This is a genomic window from Nonomuraea sp. NPDC026600 (assembly GCF_040638335.1).
Lineage (GTDB): Bacteria > Actinomycetota > Actinomycetes > Streptosporangiales > Streptosporangiaceae > Nonomuraea.
This window is the reverse complement of record NZ_JBEZYD010000027.1, coordinates 86,087-110,387: the sequence shown is the minus strand read 5'-3', so window position 1 is coordinate 110,387 and position 24,301 is coordinate 86,087. Positions and strand designations below refer to the sequence as shown.

Annotated in this window: 22 protein-coding genes; 12 read left to right on the top strand and 10 right to left on the bottom strand. The window is 69.5% G+C overall.

What is annotated here, in order from left to right:
• Nucleotides 1–33 precede the first annotated feature (33 nt).
• Nucleotides 34–2,898: a sigma-70 family RNA polymerase sigma factor gene (locus AB0F17_RS44100; RefSeq protein WP_358036003.1), complete on the bottom strand. Its 2,865-nt coding sequence runs from the start codon at nt 2,896–2,898 to the stop codon at nt 34–36.
• Between the two features lie 131 nt (nt 2,899–3,029).
• Between AB0F17_RS44100 and pyrE the strand changes: the two genes are divergently transcribed.
• Nucleotides 3,030–3,563 (top strand): orotate phosphoribosyltransferase, encoded by a 534-nt coding sequence (pyrE, locus tag AB0F17_RS44095; protein ID WP_214634845.1) that lies wholly within the window; start codon nt 3,030–3,032, stop codon nt 3,561–3,563.
• Here the strand turns inward: pyrE and AB0F17_RS44090 are convergent.
• Complete coding sequence (locus AB0F17_RS44090) at nt 3,538–3,939, bottom strand: hypothetical protein (RefSeq protein WP_358036001.1); 402 nt, start codon at nt 3,937–3,939, stop codon at nt 3,538–3,540. The two genes, pyrE and AB0F17_RS44090, sit on opposite strands and share 26 nt — an antisense overlap.
• Nucleotides 3,940–4,022: 83 nt before the next feature.
• Entirely contained in the window at nt 4,023–4,715 is a 693-nt protein-coding gene (locus tag AB0F17_RS44085; protein ID WP_358035999.1) for a VTT domain-containing protein, read from the bottom strand.
• Nucleotides 4,716–4,830: 115 nt separating this feature from the next.
• Between AB0F17_RS44085 and fbaA the strand changes: the two genes are divergently transcribed.
• From fbaA to AB0F17_RS44070, 3 genes are all read left to right on the top strand, one after another.
• Entirely contained in the window at nt 4,831–5,853 is a 1,023-nt protein-coding gene (fbaA, locus tag AB0F17_RS44080; RefSeq protein WP_358035997.1) for a class II fructose-bisphosphate aldolase, read from the top strand.
• 34 nt (nt 5,854–5,887) lie between these two features.
• Entirely contained in the window at nt 5,888–6,298 is a 411-nt protein-coding gene (locus AB0F17_RS44075; protein WP_358035995.1) for a DUF3151 domain-containing protein, read from the top strand.
• 98 nt (nt 6,299–6,396) lie between these two features.
• Complete coding sequence (locus AB0F17_RS44070) at nt 6,397–7,680, top strand: adenylosuccinate synthase (RefSeq protein WP_358035993.1); 1,284 nt, start codon at nt 6,397–6,399, stop codon at nt 7,678–7,680.
• Between the two features lie 100 nt (nt 7,681–7,780).
• Here AB0F17_RS44070 and AB0F17_RS44065 read toward each other — a convergent pair whose 3' ends face one another.
• Nucleotides 7,781–8,431, bottom strand: coding sequence for a GNAT family N-acetyltransferase (locus AB0F17_RS44065; RefSeq protein ID WP_358035991.1), 651 nt, complete (start codon nt 8,429–8,431; stop codon nt 7,781–7,783).
• A gap of 86 nt (nt 8,432–8,517) precedes the next feature.
• Between AB0F17_RS44065 and AB0F17_RS44060 the strand changes: the two genes are divergently transcribed.
• Both AB0F17_RS44060 and AB0F17_RS44055 read left to right on the top strand, forming a co-directional pair.
• Nucleotides 8,518–8,934 (top strand): GNAT family N-acetyltransferase, encoded by a 417-nt coding sequence (locus AB0F17_RS44060; protein ID WP_358035989.1) that lies wholly within the window; start codon nt 8,518–8,520, stop codon nt 8,932–8,934.
• A gap of 72 nt (nt 8,935–9,006) precedes the next feature.
• Nucleotides 9,007–9,915, top strand: coding sequence for a glycerophosphodiester phosphodiesterase family protein (locus tag AB0F17_RS44055; RefSeq protein WP_358035987.1), 909 nt, complete (start codon nt 9,007–9,009; stop codon nt 9,913–9,915).
• A gap of 43 nt (nt 9,916–9,958) precedes the next feature.
• Here AB0F17_RS44055 and corA read toward each other — a convergent pair whose 3' ends face one another.
• Nucleotides 9,959–11,071, bottom strand: coding sequence for a magnesium/cobalt transporter CorA (corA, locus tag AB0F17_RS44050; RefSeq protein WP_358035985.1), 1,113 nt, complete (start codon nt 11,069–11,071; stop codon nt 9,959–9,961).
• Nucleotides 11,072–11,443: 372 nt separating this feature from the next.
• Here corA and purD point away from each other — a divergent pair, with 372 nt between their 5' ends.
• The 4 genes from purD to AB0F17_RS44030 all read left to right on the top strand — a co-directional run bounded on the left by purD (nt 11,444) and on the right by AB0F17_RS44030 (nt 16,330).
• Complete coding sequence (purD, locus tag AB0F17_RS44045) at nt 11,444–12,664, top strand: phosphoribosylamine--glycine ligase (RefSeq protein WP_358035983.1); 1,221 nt, start codon at nt 11,444–11,446, stop codon at nt 12,662–12,664.
• A complete protein-coding gene (locus AB0F17_RS44040; RefSeq protein ID WP_358035981.1) occupies nt 12,661–13,497 on the top strand; it encodes a phosphoribosylaminoimidazolesuccinocarboxamide synthase in 837 nt (278 codons plus the stop codon). The genes purD and AB0F17_RS44040 overlap by 4 nt, the downstream gene beginning before the upstream one ends.
• 76 nt (nt 13,498–13,573) lie before the next feature.
• Entirely contained in the window at nt 13,574–14,839 is a 1,266-nt protein-coding gene (murA, locus tag AB0F17_RS44035; protein WP_358035979.1) for a UDP-N-acetylglucosamine 1-carboxyvinyltransferase, read from the top strand.
• A 201-nt stretch (nt 14,840–15,040) separates the two neighbouring features.
• Nucleotides 15,041–16,330: a GTP cyclohydrolase IIa gene (locus tag AB0F17_RS44030; RefSeq protein WP_214634856.1), complete on the top strand. Its 1,290-nt coding sequence runs from the start codon at nt 15,041–15,043 to the stop codon at nt 16,328–16,330.
• Between the two features lie 180 nt (nt 16,331–16,510).
• On the opposite strand, the gene AB0F17_RS44025 is transcribed toward AB0F17_RS44030, so the two are convergent.
• Nucleotides 16,511–16,939 carry a rhodanese-like domain-containing protein gene (locus tag AB0F17_RS44025; protein WP_358035977.1) on the bottom strand — a complete coding sequence of 143 codons (429 nt, stop codon included), beginning with the start codon at nt 16,937–16,939 and terminating at the stop codon, nt 16,511–16,513.
• A gap of 167 nt (nt 16,940–17,106) precedes the next feature.
• Here AB0F17_RS44025 and AB0F17_RS44020 point away from each other — a divergent pair, with 167 nt between their 5' ends.
• Complete coding sequence (locus AB0F17_RS44020) at nt 17,107–18,045, top strand: EamA family transporter (RefSeq protein WP_358035975.1); 939 nt, start codon at nt 17,107–17,109, stop codon at nt 18,043–18,045.
• Here the strand turns inward: AB0F17_RS44020 and AB0F17_RS44015 are convergent.
• Both AB0F17_RS44015 and hisC read right to left on the bottom strand, forming a co-directional pair.
• On the bottom strand, nt 18,042–18,872 hold the full coding sequence (locus AB0F17_RS44015; protein WP_358035974.1) for a nitroreductase/quinone reductase family protein: 831 nt from the start codon (nt 18,870–18,872) through the stop codon (nt 18,042–18,044). The genes AB0F17_RS44020 and AB0F17_RS44015 overlap by 4 nt on opposite strands.
• Nucleotides 18,873–19,211: 339 nt before the next feature.
• The gene (gene hisC, locus AB0F17_RS44010) at nt 19,212–20,273 is read right to left on the bottom strand and encodes a histidinol-phosphate transaminase (protein WP_358035973.1); all 1,062 of its coding nucleotides are present in this window, start codon (nt 20,271–20,273) and stop codon (nt 19,212–19,214) included.
• A 108-nt stretch (nt 20,274–20,381) separates the two neighbouring features.
• Between hisC and AB0F17_RS44005 the strand changes: the two genes are divergently transcribed.
• Complete coding sequence (locus AB0F17_RS44005) at nt 20,382–21,752, top strand: ATP-binding protein (RefSeq protein ID WP_358035971.1); 1,371 nt, start codon at nt 20,382–20,384, stop codon at nt 21,750–21,752.
• A gap of 11 nt (nt 21,753–21,763) precedes the next feature.
• On the opposite strand, the gene AB0F17_RS44000 is transcribed toward AB0F17_RS44005, so the two are convergent.
• Nucleotides 21,764–22,429 (bottom strand): NUDIX domain-containing protein, encoded by a 666-nt coding sequence (locus AB0F17_RS44000; protein WP_358035969.1) that lies wholly within the window; start codon nt 22,427–22,429, stop codon nt 21,764–21,766.
• A 53-nt stretch (nt 22,430–22,482) separates the two neighbouring features.
• Nucleotides 22,483–24,273 (bottom strand): DUF4434 domain-containing protein, encoded by a 1,791-nt coding sequence (locus AB0F17_RS43995; protein WP_358035967.1) that lies wholly within the window; start codon nt 24,271–24,273, stop codon nt 22,483–22,485.
• Between the last annotated feature and the right edge of the window lie 28 nt (nt 24,274–24,301).

Sequence of the window (24,301 nt, the reverse complement as noted above, 5' to 3'; positions counted from 1 at the left end):
TCGGGCTGACCGTACCAATATGTCGGACTTTGGTCACGACCGGGCACGAACGCACACAGCGGCGATCGCGAACAGCACCACATCCTCCCGCGTAGCGATCGCCAGTGCCGGGTCATTGCCGAGTTCGGCACCGAAAGTATCGACGTCGACACCGAACGTCATTCCCTCGGCGCCGTTGGACGAGCTGTCGAAGACATTACCCGCATCACGATCGCCCCCCACCGGAGTGAGCGACCCCGAGCCCAGCGAGAGCCGATCACCGTCGAGGTCGGCATCGCCTTCCCAGGTCACCACCTCGATCCGCGCGGGCGCCCCCCTGCGGACCCCCCGACCCAACGGGATCCGCGCAGCCGACCTCACAGGGACCGGCTGACGGATCCGCGCGGCCGACCCCGTGGCAACCGGCCCGCCCTGACGGGTCCGGGCGACGGAGTCCGTGGGAACCAGACCTCCCCGAGGGACCCGGGCGGCCGAGCCTGCGGCAACCAGGCCGCCTGTTGGCGACCCCATGGGAGCCGGGCCGACTGTTGATGGCCTCGTGGGAGTCGGGCCGTCCAGCGGGATCCGGGCGGGTGAGCCTGCGGAGACGAGGCCGCCCAGGGGGATCCGCACCTGATCTGCCTCGCCGCCGACGACGGTCGCCGTGTCGAGTACGACGGCGTGGCTGTACGGTCCTGCGGGATCGGTCACGATCATCACCAGGCTCCATCCGGCGTGCTGCGCGGCTCCCTCCCGCATCGGGAGATCGGCCGCCCACCACATGCCGTCCCGCCGAGCGCTCCCGACCAACCCGGTCACGTCGGCGAACGCCTGGTAAGCGGGCCCCGAGGGCAGCGCGCGGACCGTCACCTGCTCGGGCCTGACGGACAGGTATCGCCGACGACCCGGCGGTCGCAGACTGATCGGCCCCGCGCTCTCCCCACCGGCCGACCAGTAGAGACCCGCCCACACGACCCGCCCGCCCGGGGGCCGCCGCAGCGTGGCGCCGCTGGAGGCGGACGTTCCCGGCACCCCGTCCTCGTCGACGGCGTCCATGGGCCACAACTCGTCGTCGCGCCTGTCGTCCTGCCGCTGCCCGGCCTCCGCACAGCCGTCGCGCTCCGCCGGGCAGCTCAGCAGCGAGTTGCCGATCGCCCTGACCGTCACCTTGCCGTCGGCGGCGAACCTGGCGGACGCGCCCTCCTGCCGTACCCCGGCCGCGGAGTGCGCCCCCACCCGCAGGGCGCCGTACGTGATCCGGACGGCGGGCCCGGCCCCCTGGGGCGCTTGGGCGGCCACGTGGACGCGCAGGAAGACCGCGGTGCGGCGGGCCGCCTTGAGCGGCCCCCTGGCGCACGTCGCGCCCTGCCTGGCCGGACGGCACGTCCAGCCGTCCCTGGCCCCAACGGGCGTGACCACGGCGACACCGCGGCCGTGGCCGGCTGACGGCACGACGCCCGCAGCCACGCCGCCCGACCGTTCCCATGCGATGCCCGCAGCCGTACCCCGGCCGTGGGTGCCCGACGGCATGACACCCACAGCCACATCCCGGCCGTGGCCGCGGGACCGCTCCAACGCGGCGCCCCCGGCGTGGTGTCCTGATGGGATCAGTATGACGCCTGTGGGTAGGTCTACGGCGGCCTCGATCTCGCCGGTTGGGGCGTTGCCCCGGTTGCGGAGGCGCATCGCGATGATGCCGGACTGGTCGCGGACCAGTGCGCCGAGTGCGCCGATCGTGGCGTGCAGGCGGGGTCCGTGCGGCCTCGCCCCCGGAGGTGCCGCCGGACGTTCGGGAGCCAGGCGCGGGGGCTCTTCGAGCGGCCGTACAGGCGGCGGTCCGGCTGACGCGACGGGCTTGGCGACCGGCCTTCTCACCGGCTCCTCGGCCGTGAGCAGCGCGAACACGGCGGCGGCCGCCACGGCGGCGGCGGTACCGCTGGCGATCGCTGCCTGTACGTATGTGGGCACCCGCCGGACCCAGCCGAGGACGTGCCTGGGCACCCGCCCGCCCTCGCCGCGGACGTACGCGGACTCCTGCCGGATCCAGCCGAGCACATGCCAGACCCAACCTAGTGGCGACCGCCGGAGCCAGCCCAGCCCGTGCCGGGGGCCGTCCGAACCGCGGCTCGCGGCTCTCGTCTTGGCCAGTGCCGTCGCGTACCCGGCGAAGACCGGTCCGGCGATCAGCGGTCCGATGATGACGCGCAGCCCCCGGTTGACGTCGGTCAGTTCCAGCAGGACGGCGCGGCATTCGGGGCAGCCGCTCACGTGCTCGTCCACCGCCCTGGAAACGCGCCTGGCCAGCCCGCCCTTGACGTAGCGGCTCATCGTGCCGAGCACCGGCCGGCACGCGTGGCGGGTCGGTGCGGTCAGGCGGATCCGCAGGTACGCCTGGCGCAGGCCCGCGAGGGCGCGGCGGGTGAGTTCGGTCACGCCGTTGGCCGGCAGGCCGAGCAGGGGGGCCACGTCGGCGGGTGGCAGGTGTTCGACCTCGGTGTGCCAGAGCACCGCCCGCCACCGCTCGGGCAGCGACAGGAACGCCTTGGCGATCAGCGACTGCTCCAGGCCGATGAGGGCCGGGTCGACGAAGGGCGCATCGGGATCGAAGGTCTCGTCAGCGGGCACCGGGCAGTTCGCCACCCGCGTCCGGTCATGGACGGTGCGCCGCACGACGGTCAGCAGGTAGGTCCGGAATCCGGCCTGGGGGCCGCCGCCGCGGCCGACGAGGTCGAGGATCTTGGTGAACGACTCGGCGACCACGTCCTCGATCTCGGTCTCGCCCCTGACGAGCTGGCGGGCCAGCGAGCGCGCGGCGGCCACGTGGCGCTCGTGGAGTTCGTGATAGGCGGTGGCGTCGCCGGCTCTGACCGCGTGAAGAAGATCTGCGTCGCTCTGCGGGGATGGCGATTCACCACTCATTGTTACCTCACGATTACTCAAGGTTGCCTCCCCGAGCATTCCGCAGCCGCCGTCATGGTTAAACCGAAGGGTCGCCTTTACCTTCCGACCGCACCGGCTCTCACTCCGGCCAGGACCCTAAGCTTGGTGCCATGACAGATCGCGACAACCTGCTGGCCGAGATCAAGAAGAAGGCCGTCGTGCACGGCAAGGTCGTGCTCTCCTCGGGTCAGGAGGCCGACTTCTACCTCGACCTGCGCCGGATCACGCTCGACGGCGTGGCCGCGCCTCTGGTCGGCAGGGTGATGCTCGACCTGACCAAGGATTTGGAGTTCGACGCCGTGGGCGGGCTGACGCTGGGCGCCGACCCTGTGGCGAGCGCGATGATGCACGCGGCCGCGGCGCAGGGGCGGCTGCTCGACGCGTTCGTGGTGCGCAAGGCGCAGAAGGCGCACGGCATGCAGCGCAGGATCGAGGGTCCGGAGGTCAAGGGCCGCCGGGTGCTCGCCGTCGAGGACACCTCCACGACCGGCGCCTCCCCGTTGACGGCCGTCGAAGCGCTGCGCGAGGCGGGCGCCGAGGTGGTCGCGGTGGCCACGATCGTCGAGCGGGGCGCGGCGCCCCGGATGGCCGAGGAGGGGCTCGACTACCGCTCCGCGTTCACGCTCCAGGACCTCGGACTGTGAACGCCTCCCGCGCGCCGGCCTTGCCCCGCGCGCGGGCCTTGCCGTTCTCGGTCACCTGGACCGTGGCCGCGTCGGTGAGCACCACGTCGAGTTCGGGCTCGAAGTAGCTGACCTCCTCGCCCCTGCCCATGTCGCGATATTGCAGCACATCGCCGCCCGGTACGCGCACTGTGACGAGGGGGCAGGTGTCGGCCACGCACTCGATGCGGACAGTCGGCACCTGGGCGCTGGCCTGGGGCTGGGCGGCGACGTTCGCGCGCTCGGGCTGCTGCTGTCGCGTGTCGAGCGAGGTGAGCAGCGCGCGACCGCCGATGACCAGGAGCGTCACCACGGCCACCGCCGCCAGGACGGCGAGCGCGAGGCGGGCGAGGCCCATCGGAGCTGACCTGTGGCGTCCCACAAGGGGGAGCGTACTCGTAGGCGGGGACGATCTCGATCATTGCTGCTCACCGGCAGGAATCAACCCACGCGGTGGTGCTTACCGTTGGGCTCCGGCACCTGCTTGGCGGCCCTGCGGGTCTTGATCACCTCGACGATGATCGGGATCACCGAGATGAACACGATGAGGAAGACGCCGGGCAGGATGTACTTGTCGATCTTGGCGGGGTCGACCTGGCCGCCGAGGAAGTGGCCGATCAGCAGCATGCTCTCGACCCACACCACGCCGCCGACGGCGTTCCACAGGAAGAACGTACGGGCCGGCATCTCCAGGACGCCGGCGACCGGGTTCATGAACGTGCGGACGATCGGCACGAAGCGGGCGATGATCACCGCCTTGGCCGGGCCGAACTTCACGAAGAAGTGCTCGGCCTTCTCCACATACTCTCTCTTGAACAGCCGCGAGTCCGGCTTGTCGAACAACCTCCTGCCCACCTTGGCCCCTATGAGGTGCCCGAGCTGGGCGCCCGCCACCGCGCACAGCGGTGTGGCGATCAGCAGCACGGGGAAGGACAGCGGCTCGATGCCGATCCCCTTCGCCGCGGCGGCGGAGCTGAAGATGCCCGCGGCGACGAGCAGCGAGTCACCGGGCAGGAAGAACCCGACGAGCAGGCCCGTCTCGGCGAAGATGATCGCCAGAACGCCGACGGTCGCGAAGGCGCCGAGTATCGTCAGCCACCACGTCGGGTCCAGGAGGTTGGAAAGCCAGTCCACGAGGCGAGCCTACCCGGCATGAACGCCCTTGGCCGCCGCGCGTTGTCTCTACCACGCGGGGTAGCGGACCGGGATACTGGGCTGCGCGAAACCGTACTTCTCAGGGAGATGAAGCATGCCTATAGCAACCCCAGAGGTCTATGCCGAGATGCTCGACCGCGCGAAGGCGGGCGGATTCGCCTACCCGGCGATCAACGTGACCTCTTCCCAGACGCTCAACGCCGCGCTGCGCGGGTTCGCCGAAGCCGGGAGCGATGGCATCGTCCAGGTGTCGACCGGCGGCGCGGAGTTCCTGTCCGGCGCCACGGTCAAGGACATGGTGATAGGCGCGACGGCGCTGGCCGAGTACGCCAGGGTGGTCGCCGCCAAATATCCGGTGACGGTCGCGCTGCACACCGACCACTGCCCCAAGGACAAGCTCGACGGCTTCATGCGGCCGTTGATCGACATCTCGCTGGAGCGCGTGGCCAAGGGGCTCGACCCGCTCTTCCAGTCGCACATGTGGGACGGCTCGGCCGTACCCCTGGAGGAGAACCTGGAGATCGCCAAGGAGCTCCTCGACAAGTGCCACCGCGCCAACATCATCATGGAGATGGAGATCGGCGTGGTCGGCGGCGAGGAGGACGGCGTCGTCGGCGAGATGAACGAGAAGCTCTACACCACGCCCGAGGACGCGCTGGCCACGGCCGAGGCCGTGGGACTCGGCGAGAAGGGCCGCTTCCTGCTGGCCGCCACGTTCGGCAACGTGCACGGCGTCTACAAGCCGGGCCACGTCAAGCTGCGGCCCAGCGTGCTGAAGGATATCCAGGACGCCGTCGGCGGCAAGTACGGCAAGGACAAACCGTTCGACCTGGTCTTCCACGGCGGTTCCGGATCGGCGATGGAGGAAATCCACGAGGCGATCTCCTACGGCGTGGTCAAGATGAATGTCGACACCGACACCCAATACGCCTTCACCAGGCCGATCGCCGACCACATGTTCCGCAACTACGACGGCGTGCTCAAGGTCGACGGCGACGTCGGCAGCAAGAAGGCGTACGACCCGCGCGCCTACGGCAAGTCGGCCGAGGCCGGGATGGCGGCCCGCATCGTCGAGGCGTGTGAGCACCTCAAATCAGCCGGCACCAAGATCTCCTAGCCACGTCGGCGGCTCGGCGGGTATGACTTGTCCTATGGATAACCTTCTCGCCGGGCCGCCCCCGACTCAACTGCCGGACCTGCCCGAGGCCAGGGAGGCGCTGGAAGCCGGCGCCAAGGCCGCCGACGTGGCAGCCCGTTTCCCCGCCTATCCGGGGGCCTGGGCCACGCTCGCGGAGGAGTACTTCGCGCAGGGCCACGCCGTCACCTCCTACGCTTTCGCGCGCACCGGCTATCACCGCGGGCTCGACCAGCTCCGCCGTAGCGGCTGGAAGGGGCACGGTCCCATCCCTTGGGAGCACGCGCCGAACCGCGGCTTCCTGCGCTGCCTCTACTCGCTCGCCAGAGCAGCTCAGGCGATCGGCGAGAAGGACGAGGCCGAGCGGTGCATGCAGTTCCTCAGGGACAGCAGTGAGGCGGCCTACGACGCACTGAGCAAGAACTAACACTTGGGACGAATAGGCAGACTCGGGTAGTCTCTCTACGCAAGAGCCCCTGTCGCACTTGCGCCAGGGGTTTCGTTTTGTGCTCAGGAGACTGAACCATGCCGGCTGTCGTTCTCGTTGGTGCCCAGTGGGGCGATGAGGGCAAGGGCAAGGCCACCGACCTGCTCGGTGGCGACGTCGATTACGTCGTCCGCTATCAGGGTGGCAACAACGCGGGTCACACCGTTGTCATCGGCGACCAGAAATACGCCCTGCACCTCTTGCCCACCGGAATCCTGTCACCGCACGTGGTGCCAGTGATCGGCAACGGCGTCGTCATCGACCCCGGAGTGCTGCTCAGCGAGATCGACGGGCTGGCCGCGCGCGGCATCTCCGCCGAGCGCCTGCTGATCTCCGCCGACGCGCACCTGATCATGCCCCACCACAAAGCACTCGACAAGGTCACCGAGCGCTACCTGGGCAAGGCCAAGATCGGCACGACCGGCCGGGGCATCGGACCCGCCTACGGCGACAAGATCTACCGGATGGGCGTACGGGTCCAGGACCTGCTCGACCCCGGCATTCTGGCCAAGAAGATCGAGGTCGCGCTGACCGAGAAGAACCAGGTGCTCACCAAGGTCTACAACCGGCGCGGCATCGAGGCCGAGGCCGTCGTGGAGGAGTACCTGGGCTACGCCGAACGCCTCAAGCCGCACATCGCCGACACCTCGCTGGTGCTGAGCCGGGCGCTGGACGAGGGCAAGTTCGTGCTGCTGGAGGGTGGTCAGGGCACACTGCTCGACATCGACCACGGCACCTACCCGTTCGTCACCTCCTCCTCGCCGACCGCCGGGGGCGCCTGCGCCGGGTCCGGCATCCCGCCGATGCGGCTCACGAAGGTGATCGGCATCCTCAAGGCGTACACCACCCGCGTCGGCTCGGGCCCGTTCCCCACGGAGCTCGAGGACGAGATGGGCGAGTGGCTGCGCCAGACCGGCGGCGAGTACGGCGTGACGACCGGCCGCAACCGGCGCTGTGGCTGGTTCGACGCGGTCATCGCCCGCTACGCGACCCGGATCAACGGGGTCACCGACTTCTTCCTCACCAAGCTGGACGTGCTGTCCGGGCTGGAGCGGATCCCGGTGTGCGTGGCCTACGACGTCGACGGCACGCGGTGCGACGAGATCCCGATGACGCAGACGGACTTCCACCACGCCAAGCCGATCTACGAGGAGCTCCCCGGCTGGCAGGAGGACATCACCGGCGCCAAGACCTTCGACGACCTGCCGCCCAACGCGCAGTCGTACGTGCGGGCGCTGGAGGAGATGAGCGGCGCGCCGATCTCCGCGATCGGTGTCGGCCCCGGCCGCGACCAGACGCTGGTGATCCGCTCTCTCGTCTGACCCTCCCGGTTTCACGGGTACGGCCGGCACCGCGTCGCCGGCCGTACCCCGGGCGTCAGGAAGCGGCTGTATCCCCGACCGTCAGAACGCCCCCAGGCCGTCAGGAAGCCGCCAGGACGGCGGCGGTCATCGGTGTGCGGGTCGTCCAGCCGATGGTCCGGTAGAGGGCCTGACCGGCGGGCGTGGCCACCAGGATGCCCGTCCTGGCGCCGCGGGAGGCGGCGATGTCGGCCAGGGCCGTCATGACCACGCGGCCCAGACCGCGACGCCGGTGCTCCGGCGCGGTCTCGACCTGGTCCACGACCGCGGTACGGCCCGTGACGGCGATCTGCCCCCGGGCCGCGATCTCGCCCGCCGCCGTGAGCAGGCGGGCCACGGTCACGTCCGACCGGGTGGTGACGGCCAGCGTGTAGCCGTCCGGAGCCGTGGCCCGGCCCCGCGACAGCGGCCCCGTCATCATGAACTCCGGCTCGTCGATCGACCACGCCGGCGTGAGCCAGGGGACGACCGCCTCAGCGGGGGCGCAGACCTTGAGCCAGGTGCCCGGCGTGCTGATCGTCTCGGCCAGCAGCCGCAGGTCGCCGGGGGTGGGCGCGGGCAGTACGTGGCGGGTGACGTGGCCGGGCCGGCCGACGTCCACTCGCAGGCCCCACGGCTCCCGTACGGGCAGCGGGGCGTTGCGCGAGACCACCCAGCCGTCGACCCAGGCCCGGACGATTTCCGGCCGGACCGTTTCGAGTGCCTCCATCATGAGCGCCAGCTTATTGCCACAGAGTCGCATTTATCGACCTAATAAATGGCGTGCGTGGCGCGGCGACCTGCGCTTACGCTCCGGACATGGACATCCGTCGTGCCACCCGTCCCGAGGCCGTCGAGGCGGCCGGCCACCTCTTCGACGCCGCTCCCCGGCCGGCGGCCACGGCGAGGTTCCTCGCGGATGAGGGGCACCACCTGCTCATCGCGTATGTGGACGAGACCCCGGCCGGGATGATCACCGGGGTCGAGACCACCCACCCCGACAAGGGGACCGAGATGTTCCTCTACGAGCTCGGCGTGGACGAGCGTTTCCGCGGCCAAGGCATCGCCAGGTCGCTGGTCTCGGCCCTGGAACGACTCGCCCGCGAACGCGGCTGCTACGGCATGTGGACGGCCACGGGCGAGGACAACACGGCGGCCCAGGCCACGTACGACAAAGCGGGCGGAGTACCCGAGCCGGACCAGATGGTCTATGTGTGGACGTTTGACCAGGAATAGCCGTAGGCGCCCCAAAAAGGGCGCGGCGTGGCACGTCGTGACCGCGGCACGCGGCACGGTAGTGTCCCCGGTGTGCGCGTTGAGATTCACGGTCATCGGGGAGCGAGGGGCCTCTGGCCCGAGAACACGCTTCCCGGGCTGAGCCGCACGATGGAGCTCGGGGTGCACGCGCTCGAGTTCGACGTCGCGCTCACCGCCGATCGGCGCCTGGTGTTGACCCACGACCTCACGGTCTCGGCCGTGACCAGTGCCGACACGCGGCCGATCGCGAAGGACGACCCCCACTTCCCCTATGTCGGCAAGCCGATCAACTCGCTCGGGCTGGCCCAGCTCCGCATGCTCGACGTGGGCGTGCGGCTGCCCCGGCACGCCGACGATCCGTTCGCGCTGACGCAGCGGGCGATGCCCGAGACCCGGATGCCCACGCTGGGCGCGGTGCTCGGCCTGGTCAACGCCTACGAGGCCGAGGACGTGCGGCTGCACGTCGAGCTCAAGTCCGACCCGACCAGGCCGGAGCTGACGGCCGACCCCGAGCTGTTCACCGAGATGGTGCTCGAGGAGTTCGACCGGCACGGCAGGCTGGACAACGCGGCGATACTCAGCTTCGACTGGCGGATCATCGGCCACGCGGCCAGGCTGGCGCCGGGCACGCGGCGCTTCGCGCTGATCGAGCTCGACACCCTGCACTGGAACGGCCCGCTGGGCGACGACATCCCGGCCGCCGCCCGCGAGGCGGGGGCCACGACGCTGTCGCCCGAGCACGTGATGGTCGACGAGGACCTGATGGCCCAGGTGGCCGCGGCCGAGATGGACGTCGCGGTCTGGACCGTCAACGACAAGGCGCTGGCGACCCGGATGCTGGATCTCGGGGTGTCGGGGATCGTCACCGACTACCCCGATCGGATGCGCGAGCTGTGGCGGGAGCGCGGGCTGAGCCTGCCCGACCCCGTCGGACCGCTCAGGCGGCCCGTGGGGGTCTGAGGACCTGCCGGGCGTCTGGAGCCCGTCGGGGCCGGCTGACCGTCTAGAGCCAGCCGTTGCGGCGGAAGCCGCGGTGCAGCAGGACGCAGGTCGTGATCATCACGGCGAGCACGGCCGGATAACCCCATACCTGGTTGGTCTCCGGCATGAAGTCGAAGTTCATGCCGTAGATCCCGGCGATCATCGTGGGCACGGCCATGATGGCCACCCAGGACGAGATCTTGCGCATGTCCTCGTTGGCCAGCGCGTTCGAGCGGGCCAGCGCCGCCTGCAGGATCGAGCTGCACAGCTCGTTCGACGACTCGACCTGCTCGCACACGCGGGAGAGGTGGTCGCCGACGTCGCGGAAGTATTCGCGCATCTCCGACGGGATCACCCGGCGCTGCGGCAGCGCGGCCAGCGGGGCCTGGAGCGGCGTGACCGCCCGCTTCAGCTCCAGCATCTCCCGCTTGAGCTGGTAGATGCGGTTGATGTCGCGGGAGCTGACGTCGGCGAAGACGGTCGCCTCGACCTCTTCGAGCTCGAGCTGCATGAGGTCGGCGACCTGGAGGTAGCGGTCGACGACGTGGTCGGCGATGGCGTGCAGCACGCCCGCCGGACCGCGGTCCATCAGCTTGGGCTTGTCTTCGAGCCGCTCGCGCACCTCGGTGAGCGGGCAGTGCCGGCCATGTCGTACGGTCACCACGAAGTCGACGCCGAGGAACACCATGATCTCGCCCGTGGCGATGATCTCGCTGGTGGCGGTCAGCTCGTCGTGGTCCAGGTAGGCGATGGACTTGAGCACCATGAACAGGGAGTCGCCGTAGCGCTCGACCTTGGGGCGCTGGTGGGCTTTGACCGCGTCCTCGACGGACAGCGGGTGCAGGCCGAACACGCCGGCCAGCCACTCGACCTCGGGGGCGGCGGGCTCGTGCAGGCCGACCCAGACGAACGCCTTGGCGCCGTCGGAGTGGCTGTTGTGCTCGCGAACCAGGTCGAGCGACTCCTCGATGCCCGCGGCGTCGACCTTCTTGCCCTTGATGTAGGCGCCGAACTCGACGATGGAGTCAATGGGAGGCACGCAGCTCTCACGTACCGGCTTGGTGAGCTGGCGCGAGACGTGCGGCTGCTGTACGGGGTGACGGGTGGTGCGACGGAAAATCGTGGACGAGCGCATGGCAGTCCCTTTCCGCCCGACCTGGCACGCTCCACGCGCGACGAAAAGTCACCTCAATCAAGGAAAAAGCGTGGAGGCACGATCAGGCTGCCGGATTGGAGTGGTCGGGGGCATACAGGGTGTACGTGGGTGAGCACGTACTGCTGGGATCACCAGGTTTCATCCCGGACCACCTCCAATCACAAGAGATGCCACAAAGCCGCCCCAAGTTACCACAGGCGGATGGACCAGACCGACGATACTCTCTGGCCCGCCGTCAGATCAGGTAGAACTCCACAAAGATTCCCGGCTATTCCCACATTTCGAGTGCCCGGGCCGGTCTGTCGCGGGTGCGACGGGAAGCCGTCCGGCCGTCCCTGCCACAATGGGGCGGTGCGCGTTCTAGTCATCGGATCCGGCGGGCGTGAACACGCCCTGTGCCGCTCATTCATGCTCGATCCCCAGGTCACCGAGCTCCACAGCGCCCCCGGCAACGCGGGCATGGAGGAGATCTCGACCACACATCCGGTCACGGCCACCGACCCCGGGCAGGTGACCGAGCTGGCCGTGCGGCTCGCCGCCGATCTGGTCGTGGTGGGCCCCGAGGCGCCGTTGGTGGCGGGCGTGGCCGACGCGGTGCGCGCCGCAGGCATCGCCTGCTTCGGGCCCTCGGGCGAGGCCGCGATGATCGAGGGCTCCAAGGCGTTCGCCAAGGAGGTCATGACGGCGGCCGACGTCCCCACGGCCAAGGCGCGGGCCTGCGTCACGCCCGAGGAGGCGGCCCAGGCCCTCGACGAGTTCGGCGCCCCGTACGTGGTCAAGGACGACGGGCTGGCCGCGGGCAAGGGCGTGGTCGTCACCGGTGACCGAGAGCAGGCGCTCGCGCACGCGGCGGCGTGCGAGCGGGTGGTGATCGAGGAGTTCCTCGACGGACCCGAGGTCTCGCTGTTCGCGCTCTGCGACGGCACGACGGCCGTGCCGCTGCAGCCCGCCCAGGACTTCAAGCGGGCCTACGACGGCGACGAAGGGCCCAACACCGGCGGCATGGGCGCCTACACGCCGCTCACCTGGGCGCCGGACGGGCTCACCGAGCAGGTGATGCGCGAGGTCGTCCAGCCCACGATCGACGAGCTGGCCCGGCGCGGCTGCCCGTTCCAGGGCGTGCTGTACGTGGGCCTGGCCTTGACCGCGAAGGGGCCGAAGGTGATCGAGTTCAACGCGCGCTTCGGCGATCCGGAGACCCAGGTGGTGCTCGACCGCCTGGAGACGCCGCTGGCCGGGTTGCTGACGGCGTGCGCCACCGGGCGGCTGAGTGAGCATCCGGCGCCGGTGTTCCGCGGGGGCTCGGCGGTCGCCGTGGTCGTCGCCGCCGAGAACTACCCGGACACCCCGGTGAAGGGCGACGTCATCGAGGGGCTCGAGCCCACCGCCGGCGCCTACGTCCTCCACGCCGGCACGAGGCTGGCCGACGGCAAGGTGCTCTCCGACGGCGGGCGGGTGCTCAACGTGGTCGGCACCGGCCCCGACCAGGAGACGGCCCGCCGGAACGCCTACGAGCTGGTCTCTCGGGTACGGCTACGCGGCTCGCACCACAGGATGGACATCGCCCGATGAAGCACCTGCACTCCGGCAAGATACGCGACCTCTACCAGACCGACAACGGACTCCTGCTGATGGTCGCCTCCGACCGGATATCGGCCTTCGACCACATGCTGGAGCCTGAGATCCCCGACAAGGGGGCCATCCTCACGCAGATGTCACTGTGGTGGTTCGACCGGCTCTCCGACGTGGTGCCCAACCACATCGCGGGGCCGGGGCCCGACTCCCGCAGCATGCTGTGCAGGCCGCTGTCGATGGTGCCCGTCGAGTGCGTGGCGCGCGGCTACCTGACCGGCTCGGGCCTGATCGACTACCGGCGCGACGGGGCGGTCTCGGGGGTACGGCTGCCACCGGGCCTCGAAGACGGGTCCCGGCTGCCCGAGCCGATCTTCACGCCCTCGACGAAGGCCCCGGTCGGGCAGCACGACGAGGCGATCTCCTTCGAGCGGGTCGTCGGCGACGTGGGCGCGGAGACGGCCGAGGCACTGCGCCAGATCACGCTCGCCGTCTACACCCGCGGCGCCGAGATCGCCCGCGAGCGGGGCATCATCCTGGCCGACACCAAGATCGAACTGGGTCGCGACGCCGATGGCGTGCTCACGCTGGGGGATGAGGTACTCACGCCCGACTCGTCACGATTCTGGCCCGCTGACGCGTGGCAACCCGGACGCACACAACCGTCCTTTGATAAGCAATATGTTAGGGATTGGTTGCTCTCGCCCGAATCGGGATGGGACAAAGACTCCGGAACTCCCCCACCTCACCTTCCGGATAAGGTGGTAGAGCAGACCAGACAGCGTTATCTGGAAGCTTACGAGCGCATCACCGGAGCCCCCTTTAGCGGATGATTCGGCAGGGGCAAGCGTGGTTAGCGGCTACTCTTGGCCGGTCTAGCAAGACCGAGACCTCCGAGGAGCCGCACGAATGGTCCGTTACCGCGTGCGCGGTGGCAACCCACTGCGTGGAACCGCCTTCATCCAGGGCGCGAAGAACGCCGTGCTGCCCATGATCGGTGCGGCTCTGCTGGCCGCCAATGGCCGCACCGTCCTGCGCAATGTGCCGATCATCGAGGATGTGCGGCGGGCGGTGGAGCTGGCGGAGTCCGTCGGTGCCTACGTCGAGCTGCACGAGGCCGAGCGCACGCTGGTGATCGACGCCTCCCGGCTGACCAGCGCGGTGCTGCCCGCCGACATCGCCAGGCGCTTCCGCGGCTCGGTCCTGTTCACTCCCGCCCTGCTGCATCGGCTGGGCGAGGCGATCGTGGAAGGGGTCGGCGGCTGCAATCTCGGCAGCCGCAACCTCGACTTCCACTACCTCGGCTACAAGCGGCTGGGCGCGGTCGTCGACGAGGGCGAGACGGTCATCCACGTCAAGGCGTCCGGCCTGACCGGCGCGACCCTCTACCTCGACACCCCCTCGCACACCGGCACCGAGAACCTCATCATGGCCGCCTCTCTGGCCAAGGGCATCACCGTCATCGAGAACGCGGCGCTGGAGCCCGAGGTGCTCGACGTCATCGACATGCTCACCAAGATGGGCGCGCGCATCAGCGGCGGCGGCACCGGTTTCATCACCGTCGAGGGCGTCGACGAGCTGCACGCCGTCGAGCACACCGTGATGCCCGACCGGCTCGACGCCGGCGTGTTCGCGATGGGCGCGGCGATCACCGGCGGCGACCTCAGCCTCGTCGGCACCGGCCTCGACCTGGGCGTGGTCCGCTACAAGCTGGAGCAGATGGGCGTCGACTTCGCCCGGCCCGGCGCGGTCCTGCACGTGCGGTGCGAGCGGCCGCTGCGGCCGATCAACATCATCACCGACACCTACCCGGGCTTCGCCACCGACCTCCAGTCGCCGATGATGACGGTCGCCGCCCTGGCCGACGGCACCAGCTACATCCACGAGCGCATCTTCGACGGCCGCTTCGCGCTGGCCGGCGAGCTGAACAAGATGGGCGCCGACGTGGAGGTCGAAGGCAGCAGGGCCATCGTCAGGGGCGCGACCCCGCTGAAGGGCACCCGGGTCACGGCGCACGACCTGCGTTCCGGTATCGCGCTGGTGCTCGCCGGACTGGCCGCCGAAGGCGAGACCGTCATCGAGTCCGGTTACCTCATCGACCGCGGGCACGCGCATCTCGCCGAGCGAATGCGGGCACTCGGGGCGGACATTACACAAGAGATTTCCGAACGTTAAAAAACGTTAGGAATACCTCGTTGAGCTGCTGATATACCTTCTCAGCCAGTCAAGCAGAACGGCTTTCCGGAAAAGTCGGGCGTGACATTATGGTCCCCGCGAGCGATCGTTCCAAAAGAGAGCACTGCAACAGACAGCAGGATGGGACGAACATTGGTCGAGAGGGCCGAAGAAACTCCCCGAGTGTCACGCCCGGGTGCCATGACACCGGACCTCACCATTGGTGTGGTCGGACCCCACGATCTGGTCGAGCGGGTCATGCTGATGGGACACGCTGCTGCGCCACTTCCGTGCCGCCTTGTGGCGGCCGCCTACCGCGATGAGCAGGAGGCGCCAGACAAAGTGACGCGGCTCGGTCCCGGCGTGGACGCATGCCTTTTCGCCAGCCCGGTCCCCTACGACCTGGCCAGGCGCTCAGGTGTGCTGACGATGCCCGCGACCTACGTGCAGCTCGGCGGGGCGGCGCTGGTCGCCGCGCTGGCCAAGGCGGCGCTGGATCCGCGCATCGACCCGCAGCGGGTGAGCATCGACGTGGTCGCCAGGGCAGACGTCGAAGAGGCGTACACAGACCTCGGGATAGCCGCAACGGAAGTACACAGCCGCGACGAGCCGGGCGCCACCGGCACGATCGCGGCCTACCACGAACGCCTGGCCCGGCAGGGATCCACCACCGGCGCGCTCACGTGCCTGCCGGCGGTCGCCGAACGCCTTCAGGCGTCCGGCGTCCCGGCCATCAGGATCAGGCCGACCTCAGCGGCCGTGCGCACCGCGCTGCACACCGCGGCGCTGCTCGGTGCACACCACCGCCTGGAGGAGTCACAGCTCACCGTGGTGCTGGTCGAGGTGCCGACGCTACGCGAGCCGGTACGCCGCGCCGCGCCACGTTACTGGCGCGACGAGCTCCGGCTCTCGCTGCACCGGCTGCTCGTCCAGGAGGCGAACCGCATCAACGCCACCGTCTGGCCGATCGACGATCACAGCTATCTGGTCACCGCGACCAGGGGCTCGATCGCCGCCGCGACCGACGGGTTCAGGGTGTTGCCGTTCGCCGCCAGGATCCGCGACGAGCTGGGTCTGGCGGTCGAGGTCGGTGTGGGCATGGGACGCACCACCCACGACGCGGAGTCGCACGCACGGGCCGCGCTGGCGCGTACGCAGGCGGGTAAACAGGCCCAGGGCTTCGCCGTGGACCGCGAGGGCAGAGCCCTCATCCCGGCGCCGCGGATGCCGCCTCAGGGCTCCACCGCGCTCAAACCCAAGGGCGTGGAGGTACTGGCCCGGCTGGCCGCCAAGCTGGAGGGTGGCGACACCGTGGTGGACGCGGAGGGCGCGGGAAAGATGCTCGGGGTGACGCCGCGTACGGCTAGGCGATTGCTGCGCACGTTGGTCGACGAGGGACTCGCGTGGCCGCTGCCGCCCAACCGTACGCCTCAACCGGGCCGGCCGCGCCAGCTTTACCGCCTCATCGTGGAGAAGCTCGGGCCTCGCTGACCGCCCCCTGATACGGGTCCGCCGTCCCCCCTTCCCCTTTCCTGGGGCGGCGGGCCCTCGACCCGTTGTATCCGGCGTTTTTGACGCGGGTGAACTTGGGATTGACCGCGATCGAAGGGGGTATGTATTGCGACGCCCCCGATCGACGGGATTCGGACGGGGGCACCAACATTTCCTCGTTCAGCAGCCACAGGCGATGCCCTCCCCCGGGGCGGTGAGCGGGTCCACGCGGTGGCGGGTGACGCCTGACGCGGTCTCCACCGGAAAGCCTTCCCTGGTCCAATACTCGAAGCCGCCCAGCATTTCCTTGACCCGGTAGCCGAGCCTGGCGAATTCCAGCGCCGCTCGGGTGGCGCCGTTGCAGCCGGGGCCCCAGCAGTACGTCACCACTGTCGCGTCCCTGGGGATCGTCGCGGGCGCGCGGGTGGCGATCTCGGCGGTGGGGAGATGGACGGCGCCCTGGATGTGGCCCTGGTCCCAGCTCTCCCGGCTGCGGGAGTCGATCACGACGACGGCCTGGGCCGTCAGGTCGGCGGCCACGTCGGAGACGTCGGTCTCGAAGGCCAGGCGGGCGGAGAAGTGGGCCACGGCTGCTGCGGTTCCTGACATTTCGCGATATTTCCCCTCTTGGGTGGGCTGATGCGACAGATGTTGCCAGGCGGCCAGAAGGCTAGATAGTGGCGTGAAAGCCCACTATCGTTAACATTCCGCCACCCCCTAGCGAGGTCCGATACCCGCAGGCGTTTTGTCGGGAGCGACCGCTATTGTCAGGAGCTATGGCATCGAACACCCCTGACCACCGCTCGCCGCTCCTCGTCTGGGGCGCACTGGTCATCGTCTACGTGGTGTGGGGATCGACGTACCTCGGCATCAAGATCACCGTCGAGACCGTACCGCCGATGCTCAGCGGATCACTGCGGTTCGTGACGGCGGCGCTGATCCTCGGCGGGATCCTGATCGCCCGCAAGGGCCGGGCTCCGTTCCGGATGACCCGCTCCGAGTTCGGCGGCGCCGCGCTGGTGGGGCTGCTGCTCCTGACCACCGGCAACGGCATGCTGGCCATTGCGGAACAGCACGTGTCCAGCGGGCTGGCCGCGCTGCTCGTCGCCTCCGTGCCGCTCTGGCTGGTGGTGTTCCGGTTCGTGGTCAGGGACCGTCCGAAGGTGCTGACGCTGGCCGGCGTGCTGGTCGGGTTCGGCGGCGTGGCGGCCCTGTCACTGAACGGCGGCGGCGGGCCGGCGAGCACCACCGGCATCGTGGTGGTCCTGGTGGCGTCGCTGTCGTGGTCGATCGGGTCGTTCCTGTCGGCACGGATCCCGATGCCGGCCAACCCGTTCGCGGCCAGCACGGTCGAGATGCTGGTCGGCGGGGCCGGGCTGGCCGTCACGGGGATGTCGGTGGGCGAACGGCTCGACGTCACGGCCGTCTCCGGTCGGTCACTGGCCGCGCTGGCCTACCTGATCCTGATCGGGTCGCTGGTCGGTTTCACCGCCTTCACCTGGCTGCTCGCCAACGCGCCGATCTCGCTGGTGTCGACCTACGCGTACGTGAACCCCGCTGTGGCGGTGCTCCTCGGCGCGCTCGTCGTGAACGAGCACGTGACCTCGCAGATCTTGCTGGGCGGGGTGGTGATCCTGCTGGGCGTCGCCCTCGTGGTATCCACGGAGCGACGGCCCAAAGCAGTACGACCCACGCCGGAAGAGGTCAGAGTTTAGAAGGCGTTGAGGATCGGGACGAGGTATTGCTCCTCGTAGTCGAGGTGCGCCTCCAGCTCGGTCGTGAGCCGTTCCACCTCCGCGAGCACCCGGTCGGCGGCCACGTCCGGCTCGCCGTCCGCGAGTAGCCGCTGGAGCTCGTCGAGGAGCCGGGCGACGGTCTCGTGCTCCGCACGCAGCCGTTCCATGACCTGGCCGAGCTCCGGATACCGCCCTTCGACCCCGGGGAACATCCGCGCGTCCTCGATGGTGTGATGGTGATGGAGGCCCTGGCACAGGGTCAGGCAGTTGACGCGCAACTGCACGCCCAGCCCGCCGGTCCCGGACGCGGCTACCTCCTTGCGGATCAGCCGCAGCTCCCGGCGGAACGCGTCGTGGACCGCGACCAGCATGTCACCCCCTCGGCCGGCGTTCGGACCGCCGCCGAGCGGGGTCAGCGCGACCACGGGGATGACCCGGCTCGTCTTCGCCTGGTAGGCGGCCCAGCCCGGATCCGTCTCGACCGCACGGGCGAAGGCGCTGTCGCGCTCCTCGCCTTTCAGGACGACCGCCTCCGCCTGGTAGGTGAAGACGCCGTCCTCCACCTGCACCCTCGGCTCGGCGAGCAGGTTGTGGTACCAGGCCGGGTGCCTGGGCGCCCCGCCGGCGGAGGCGATGATCAGCATCCGGCCGCCGTCCGGCAGGTAGCCGACAGGGGTGGTGTGGCCGGCGCCGGACCGGGCGCCGGTGGTCGTCAGAAGGAGCAACCGGGCGCCGTCGAACATGGCGACCTGTCCCTGGTTGGCGCGGAACTCGTCGATGATCGGCTGATTGAAGTCTTGGGGCATGCTCTGCTTGCTCTCCAGAAGTGAAAGTCACGGGGTTGGCCATGCGGGGGCGCACGGCACGCCGTACCGGCCTCGGGCGGAGAGCCTCGATGAGCACGCGGAAAGAGGCGGTCAGGCGATCGCCGGACCGTCGGGCAGCACAGGATTTCGCGTGCGGCGGTGATGCGGGGCACCACCGGGCGCGGGGACGACGCGCGGGCGCGCGATCAGATCAGGCGCTGCCTGTGAAGTGAGAAGTCACGACATCATCCCCTACAACCGGTGCCTCCATGCCGCCGACGTCCTCCGGCCGGCGACACGCGACAAGAGGCCCATTACAGGGCCTCACCCCGCGAACTGTCAACTCGCCTTGAAGGCCGCCGCGGCCGCGAGGAACACGTCGTTCGCCTCCGGATCGCCGATCGACACGCGGGCGCCCTCCCCCGCGAACGGCCGCACCGCCACGCCCTCGGCCGCGCACGCCGCCGCGAAGTCGAGCGTGCGGTCGCCGAGGCGCAGCCAGACGAAGTTCGCCTCGGTCAGGGGGACCGTCCAGCCCTGGGCGATGAGCGACTCGCGTACCCGGGTCCGCTCCTTGACCACCGTGTCGACCCGCTCCAGGAGCTCGTCCTCGGCGCGCAGGGAGGCGATCGCCGCTATCTGCGCGAGGTGGTTGACGGCGAACGGGATGATCGTCTTCCGTACGGCCGACGCCACCGCCTCGTGCCCCACCAGGTAACCGACGCGCAGCCCCGCCAGCCCGTACGCCTTGGAGAAGGTCCGCAGGACGCAGACGTTCGGCCGGTCGCGGTAGAGGGTGAGGCCGTCGGGCACGTCCTCGTCGCGCACGTACTCGCGGTAGGCCTCGTCCAGCACCACCAGCACGTCCTCGGGCACCCGGTCGAGGAACGCCACCAGCTCGGCCTCGCGGATCGCGGTGCCGGTGGGATTGTTGGGATTGCAGACGAGGATCATGCGCGTCCGGTCGGTGATCGCCTCGGCCATGGCGTCCAGATCGTGGTCCTCGCCGGCCAGCGGCACCCTGACGGACTCCACCCCGGACAGGTCGGCCAGCAGCGGGTACGCCTCGAACGACCGCCACGCGTAGATCACCTCACCGCCCGGCTCCCCCACCGCCTCGAACAGCTGCTGCGCCACGGTGACGGACCCCGCGCCGAGCGCGATGTGCTCGGCCGGCACCCCGAACCGCTCCGCGATGGCCTCCGTCAACCTGACCGCCCCCGGGTCGGGGTAGCGGTTGACCTGCCGCGCCCCCTCGGCGATCGCCTCGACCACGGACGGCAGCGGGTCGTAGGGCGACTCGTTGGAGGAGAGCTTGTACGAGCGGCCGTCAGCGGAGGTCACGGCCTTGCCAGGCTTGTACGCCGGCATGGTGTCCAGAATCGAGCGGAAACGAGGCATGGCTTCACCCTAGAAGAAGCCGACCTGCAAGGCAGCAGTGGGATCCGACCTGACATGAATATCAGTGACGAGCATGTCACCGACATTTTTGTCGGTTACATTGACATCATGAAGTTTGTGGGAAGGCAGGCCGAACTCCGGACGCTGGAGGAATGGTGGGACGAGCCAAACCCGCGTCCAGCACTGCTGTGGGGGCGTAGGCGAGTCGGCAAGACGGCGCTGCTCCAGTACTTCGCCCAGGGCAAACGGGCGATCTTCCACACCGGTGGAGGCCGTACGGCGCACCGCGAGCTGGCGGAGCTGTCCAGTCGTGTGGCATCCACCATCGCCTCACCGATGCGTGACCTCGTCGCGCGTCCTTACCAGACATGGGACGAGGCGCTGGACCACCTCGGCAGGGAAGCCGCCGACGAGCCGCTCCTGCTCATCCTCGACGAGTTCCCCGAGCTCATCACGGCGGCTCCCGAGCTCGAAGGCACCCTTCGCGCGTTCCTCGACCACTCGCACGGGCACACGCGGCTGCGCGTCATCGTGTGCGGCTCGGCCGTACGCATCATGCGGTCGATCCAGGAGTATCGGGCACCGCTCTATGGGCGTTTCGACCTGACCATGCAGCTGCACCCGTTCCGACCGCACGAGGCCGCCGCGATGCTGCCCGCCCTCTCGCCGGCGGACCGAGCGCTGGTGTATGGCATCGTGGGCGGAATGCCGCTCTACCTGTCTTGGTGGCGCTCTGAGCTGTCAGTCGAACGCAACCTGGCCCGGCTGGCTTGCCACCCCGACGCCAAGATGATCCGGGAAGGGGATCTCGTCCTGGCGACGGAGGCCGGTAAGGGCGTCCATCTGGCCGCCACGCTACAGGCCATCGCAGAGGGTTACACCAAGCACAACGAGATCGGCGACGCTGTCCGCGCCGATCCCAGCAGGACGCTCAGCGATCTGCTGGCTCTCCGGCTGGTCGAACGCATTCAGCCCGTCACCGAGAACGGACGCGGGCGGCGCAAGATCTACCGCATCTCCGACAACTTCCTCGCCTTCTACCTCGGCACATTGTCCCGTGTTCTGCCGGAGATCGATCGCGGGCTGGGCGACACGGTGTTGCCGGTCCTCATCGAGTCCTTGAACGACCACCTCGGGGCAGCCTGGGAGGAGGCGTTCCGCGACCACCTCCGGCTACGTGCTGCTGAGATCGGGCCGGATGTCGTGGCGATCGGCCCATGGTGGCAAGCTGACGGACAGCATCAGATCAATGCGGCCGTGCTGGCGGGCCGGTCGCGCCGGCCGGTCATGGTGGGCGAGGCCAAGTGGGCCAAGAAGGCCGACGGCGCGCGCATCGTTACCGGGCTGGCGGCGAAGGCGGCGCATCTGACGGGTGACGCTTCGGAGCTGCGGTACGCGGTGTGTGCCCGCGAGGAGATCACACACGCGCCGCATGACACGCTATGCGTCACCGCCGCTGACATTTTCGCCCTGCCATAAGATCCCAGCCGCTATTCCTTCAAGGAGCGCAGCATCGGGGGGTGGAGGAGTTCGGCGGGGCCGCGGCGGTGGAGTTTGGCCGGGCGGCCGCCGTCGCGGGTGGTGGTGGCGCCTGTCTCCACCAGGAAGCCCTCCGCCTTGGTGACCTTGCGGTGGAAGTTGCGGGGGTCCAGGGGGCGGCCCCAGACGATCTCGTACACGCGCCGCAGGTCCGCCACCGTGAACTCCGGGGGGCAGAAGGCGGCGCCCAGTGAGGTGTACTCCAGCTTCGCCCGCGCCCGTTCGATGCCGTCCAGCATGATGCGGCGGTGGTCGAAGGCCATCACCGACAGGGTGTCGACGGACTGCCAGCTCATGTGGGCCTTCTCCGAGGCCGGCAGGTCGGGGGCGAGGCCCAGGTAGGCGACGCTGACCACGCGCTGGCGGGGGTCGCGGTCCGGGTAGCCGTAGGTCTGGAGCTGCTCCAGGTGCACCGGAGCGCCGGGGAGGCCGGCGCGTTCGGCCAGGATGCGCTGGGCCGCCGCAGGGAGGTCCTCGTCGAGCTGGATGAAGCCGCCGGGCAGCGACCAGCGTCGCAGGAAGGGGGGATTGTCCCGGCGCCATACGAGCGCGCTCAGGGCCTGGCAGCGCACAGTGAGCACGACCAGGTCGACGCTGACCGGGATGCTCGGGACCATGGCAGGCACGTTACACGCCGGGCGGTCCGAGGCGTCCGAAGCGCCGGGAGCGATCACGCCACGATGCGGACGTGGAGTGGCTCCGTGGTGGCCTTGCCCGAGGGGAGCCGCACGCCGACCTTGACCCACTCGTCCGGCGGCACCTGGGTCCAGTCGAACGGTACCCAGGCCGTCTGCATGCCCTCCGGCAGGTCCTCCAGCGGGTCCTCGTCGAGCCAGCCCACCGCGGAGACCACCAGCTCCTTCAGCTCGTCCCCGTACTGGACGGTGATCGTGCCGTCCTTGAGGTGGTAGCCGCGCACCTCCATGCCGTCCTGGATGTCGCGGGAGCGCCGGATGGCGTCCACCGCGATCGGCCGCTGCCAGTCCTTGGTGATCTCCGTCTCCAGCGAGGGAGAGCCGCAGGTCATGAAATCGCTCCACATGTAGGAGACGATTTTCTGAACGTAGCGGCCGGCCATCGTGACGGCCTGGTCGAGACGTTCCTTGTCGGTCTTGCCGCGGGTGCCCTGCGGGGCGCACGGTTGGTCGCCCGAAGGCTCGAACGCCTCGACGTTCGCCCAGAGCTGCACGTCGTAGCCCGCCTGGAGCATCTGCTCACGGGCCGTGGACATCTCGCGGTAGTAGTCGCGCGTCGAGCCGTGGTAGGCCGTGCCGTACGTGGTCTCGCCGACGACGGAGCGCAGCCGCGCGTCGACCTCGGTGTCACGCTGGTCGGGCCAGAACAGGCCGACCTTGCCGGTGCCGCGGCTGTCCTGCGGCGCGATGATGCCCACCCCGGTCTTGGCCAGTGCCACGAACGCCTCGGCCACCTGCTTGGGCGTCTGCCCGAAGGGGACGCGCTTGCGGGCGTCGAGGTAGGGGCTGATGAGGATGGGCTTGCCCGGCAGCTCCTGCTCCACGATCTGGTGCTGCTCGGCGTACACCTTGAGGGTGGGGTTGTCCACGAGCGTGTCGGCCATCTGTACCTCGAACGGCTGGTACACGCCGCCGAGCGAGGCGCGGTCGGCGAAGCGCGCGCCGTAGTCCTGGAGGATGCGGCGGGTCAGCGTCCTGAGCGTGTCCATGTGCTTGTCGTTGGCCCTGGTCGGCGTCTTGGGGTCGCGCGGCGCGAGCGGCAGCGCCGGGAAGACCCGCACACCGAACTGCTCGCCGAGGTCGAGGAGCTGCGTCAGGCTGTCGGTGTCCGAGCCGGCGACGAGGATCATGTCGTACGGCCTGGGCTTGGTGAAGTCGCAGGTGGAGTCGTCGGAGCCGCCGTCCATCGGGGTGAGGACACGGAAGTACACCCGGTTGCCCACGGTGATCTTGTGTTCCATCTGGGAGCAGCGGAACAGGCCGGGCCCGAACGACTCGTCGGTGCGGTAGGCGTACACGCGGGAGACGCGGTTCTTCGGGTTGGCCTGCCGCAGATCGCGTTCGGCCGCGTCGCGGCAGCTCAGGCCGTCTTCCACGCAGTCCTTGTAGAGCGGGTCGAGCTCGCCGTTCTTGGTCTCCACGCGGCCTTCGTCGTCGGTGGTGCGGAACTGCAGGCCGTAGCCGATCCTGATGACCGTGTCGCCGCCGAGGTTGTGGATGTCCTCCAGTTGATGGCGCCAGGTGCAGCGGTTCGACTTGGGGGTGATCCAGTAGCCGGTGACGGCGTACGGGGCCTTCTCCTTGGTCTCGAACGTTCCACACTTGTCGGTGATCTCGCTCACCTTCGGCGTGGGATCCGTGCGGGTCGGCGTCGCCTTGACCTGCTGGCTGGCCTGCTTGGGAGGTTCGTCCTTGGGCAGCACGACGATCACCGCCGCGACGGCGGCCAGGATCGCAGCGCCGAGGAGCACGAGGAGCCAGCGCACGATGAGGAACCTACCGCCCTAGTGATCT